Consider the following 3,430-nt stretch of genomic DNA (forward strand, 5'->3'; position numbering starts at 1 on the left):
TGTTGCTGAGCCATGGGGCCGGCTTCCAGCTCAACCCGGTGCTGTGGAGCCTGGTGCATGAATGGCGCATCGCCCTGCTGCTGCCGCTGGCGCTGCTGTTCCGCGGGCAGCTCGGGCTGCTGCTGGCGCTCTCGCTGCTCGGCGCCGGGGTGGCGCGGCTGGCGGGGATGCCGGAGGGCTGGGTGACGCTGGGCGACAGCCTGGCGCAGACCTTCGCCGCCAGCGCCGGGCTGCTGCCGGCCTTCGCCGCCGGGGCGGCGCTGGCGCTGGCGCGGCTGCCGCAGCTGGACCGCGCGGGGGCCGCGGCCGCGGCGATCGCGGTGGTGGTGATGGCGATGGCGGCGCAGGATTACGGGGTGATCGCCGCCTCCGTGCTGCTGATCCTGCTGGCGCAGGCGGGGGGCGGCTTCGCGCGGGCGCTGCGGCGGCCGCTGCCGCTCTGGCTCGGGCGGATCTCCTACAGCCTCTATCTCGTGCACATGCCGCTGCTGCTGGCGCTGGTGCATCTGCTGCATGGGCGGGTGGCGCCGGGGGTGGTGGCGGGGCTGGCCATCGCGGGCTCGCTGCCGGCGGCGGCGGCGATGCATCGCTGGGTGGAACAGCCCTCCCACCGGCTGGCGAGGCGGTTGCAGGGGGAGGGGGCGAGAGTGCCGGCGGGGTTGTCGTCGCAGGCGCGGTAGCTTGGGGGCGCTGCCCCCAAGGCCCCCGGCAGAGGGCGCTGCCCTCTGCACTCCCGCCGGGGAGGGGACCCCTCCCCGGACCCCGGTGTGAGTCGGCAGGTTGAACCCACAGGTCTGAAACTCGGACCGGGGTCCGGGGCCAGGTCCTGGCCCCGGCGGGGGTTGCAGGGGGCAGCGCCCCCTGCTCACCTCAGACCTTTGGCCGTTCCGGCCAGAACCGCACCCCTTCCCGCGCGAAGCCGCCGCCGAGGCCGATGGCGGTGCCATCCGCGCGCCAGCAGGCGGCGCCTTCCAGCGTGCCATCCGCATGGAAGCGGATGCCGCACATGCCGCCGCCGATATGCGGCAGGGCCTGCACCGCATGGCCCATGGCGGAGAGCTTCTCCCGCACCGCGGGCGCGATGCCCTGCTCCACCTCCAGCGCCTGGCCCTGCGTCCAGACGCGCGGCGCCTCCACCGCTTCCTGCAGGCTCATCCCATGGTCGATCAGCGCGATCATCGCCTGCATGGCGCTGCCGAAGATGCGCAACCCGCCGGGCAGGCCGAGCGCGGCATAGGGCTTGCCGTCCCGCAGCGCGATCAGCGGCGCCTGGCTGGTGGTGATGCGCTTGCCCGGCGTGATGGAGAGCGCATGGCCCGGGCGCGGGTCGAACAGCGCCATGTAGTTGTTGGGGATGAGGCCAACCTCCTCCACCAGGAAGCGGGCCCCGAACAGGCTGTTGATGGTGTGGGTGGCGCAGAGGATGTGGCCCTCGCCATCCGCCACCGTCAGATGGGTGGTGTTGGGGCTCTCGCCCGCCGCCACGCCGGCGGACCAGTCCTGGGCGCGGGCGAGGTCGAGGGCGGCGCGGCGCTCCGCGGCATAGGCGGGGGAGATGAGCTTCGCCACCGGGACATCGATGAAGGCGGGGTCGGCGGTCGCGGCGGCGCGGTCGGCGAAGGCGATCTTCAGCGCCTCGGCGATCAGATGCGTCGTCTCCGCCGTGCCGAAGCCGAGGGCGCGGAGATCGAAGCCGGAGAGGATGTTCAGCATCTGCAGCACATGCACGCCGCCGGAGGAGGGCGGCGGCGGGCCGATGATCTCATGGCCGCGATAGGTGCCGCGCACCGGCGCACGCTCGATCAGGCGGGCGTCGCGCAGATCCGCCTCCGCCAGCAGGCCGCCGCGCTTGGCCACGGCGGCGACCACGGCGGCGCCGATCGCGCCGCCATGCAGCGCGCCGGGGCCTTCCCGCGCGATGGTGGCCAGCGTCTCCGCCGTGGCGCCCATGGTGACGCGGTGGCCCGGCTTCAGCGGCGCGCCGCCGGGGAGGAAGAGGGCGCTGATGCCGGCATCCTTCGCCATGTCCGGCGCCGCCTCCGCCGTGCATTCGGCGAGGTAGGGGGAAGCGGGGAAGCCGCGCCGGGCGAGGCGGATGGCGGGGGCGAGCACCTCCTCCAGCGAGAGCCGGCCGTGGCGGCGCAGCGCCTCGCACCAGGCGAGCAGGTTGCCCGGCGTGGCGACGGATGTCGCGCCGACCGCATTCTTCCGCCCCACCGTCTCCAGCGCCGCGGGCCAGTCCTGGCTGACCGGGGTGAACATGTCCGGGCGACCGGCGGCGGGCACGGTGGAGAGGCCGTCCAGTATGGTATGCGTGCCGTCCGGCAGGCGCAGATGCATCATGCCGCCGCCGAGCAGGCCGACCATCATCGGCTCCACCACCGTCAGGGCGAAGAGCGCGGCGACGCCCGCATCGATGGCATTGCCGCCGGCCGCCAGCATCTCCGCCCCCGCGGCGGAGGCCAGCGGATGGTTGGTGACGACCATGCCGCGGCGGCCGGTGGCCGGGTGCTTCTCGGGCGTGAAGGGGCTGCCGGCGCGGGCGCGCCAATCGGCTGGCTGCATGGTCATCTCCTGCTCCGCGGCAGAGGCTGGCGCCATGCGGCGCGGCGCGCAAGCCGGCAGGATCGCCGCCCCGGGCGATCCGCGCCGGGCCGTTTGCGGCCCGCCCAGGCAGCCTTCCCGAAGCCCCCGCTGGCCAGCCCGCGCGCTGGCGCGCTAGCCTCCCGCCGAGGAGGTTCGCATGTCGCTCTCCCGCCGCTCTGCCCTCGCCACGCTGCCGGCGCTTGCCGCCGGGAAAGCTGGAGCCCAGACCATGGCCAATGCCCGCATCGACCAGGCCACCGACATGCTCGGCATCGTCGACGTGCAGCCGGATTTCATGCCGGGCGGCAGGCTGGCCGTCGCCGGCGGGGACCAGGTGGTGCCGGTGATCAACAAGCTGCTGGAAGGGCGCTTCCGCCACGCCTTCGCCACCCAGGACTGGCACCCGGCCGGGCATTCCAGCTTCGCCAGCAGCCACCCCGGCAAGCAACCCTTCGAGACCACCCAGATGCCCTACGGCCCGCAGACGCTGTGGCCGGACCATTGCATCCAGGGCAGCGCCGGGGCGGAGCTGCACAAGGAGCTGGCGCAGGCGCGGATCGAGCTGATCGTGCGCAAGGGCTTCCGGCCGGAGATCGACAGCTATTCCGCCTTCTTCGAGAATGACCGCAGCACCACCACCGGCCTGCATGGCTGGCTGCAGGCGCGCGGGGTGAAGCGGATCTTCCTCGCCGGGCTGGCGACGGATTACTGCGTCGCCTATTCGGCGGAGGATGCGGCGAAGCTCGGCTACCAGGTGGTGGTGATCGAGGATGGCTGCCGCGGCATCGGCCTGCCGGCGGAGGGCGGGACGACGATCGACGCGGCGAAGCGCAGGCTGACGGCG

The 3,430-nt window shown here is 73.8% G+C and carries 3 protein-coding genes; 2 read left to right on the forward strand and 1 reads right to left on the reverse strand.

Annotated features, from left to right (window positions below):
* On the forward strand, positions 1-680 hold a 680-nt coding region (locus tag NJ376_RS25625; protein WP_252956207.1), incomplete at its 5' end, for an acyltransferase family protein.
* Positions 681-870: 190 nt separating this feature from the next.
* Here NJ376_RS25625 and ggt read toward each other — a convergent pair.
* A complete protein-coding gene (gene ggt, locus NJ376_RS25630) occupies positions 871-2,565 on the reverse strand; it encodes a gamma-glutamyltransferase (protein ID WP_252956208.1) in 1,695 nt (564 codons plus the stop codon).
* A gap of 178 nt (positions 2,566-2,743) precedes the next feature.
* Between ggt and pncA the strand changes: the two genes are divergently transcribed.
* Positions 2,744-3,430 (forward strand): bifunctional nicotinamidase/pyrazinamidase (pncA, locus tag NJ376_RS25635; protein ID WP_252956209.1); only part of this gene is annotated, 687 nt, incomplete at its 3' end.

Origin of the sequence: Siccirubricoccus soli, assembly GCF_024178315.1 — a bacterium.
GTDB lineage: Bacteria > Pseudomonadota > Alphaproteobacteria > Acetobacterales > Acetobacteraceae > Siccirubricoccus > Siccirubricoccus soli.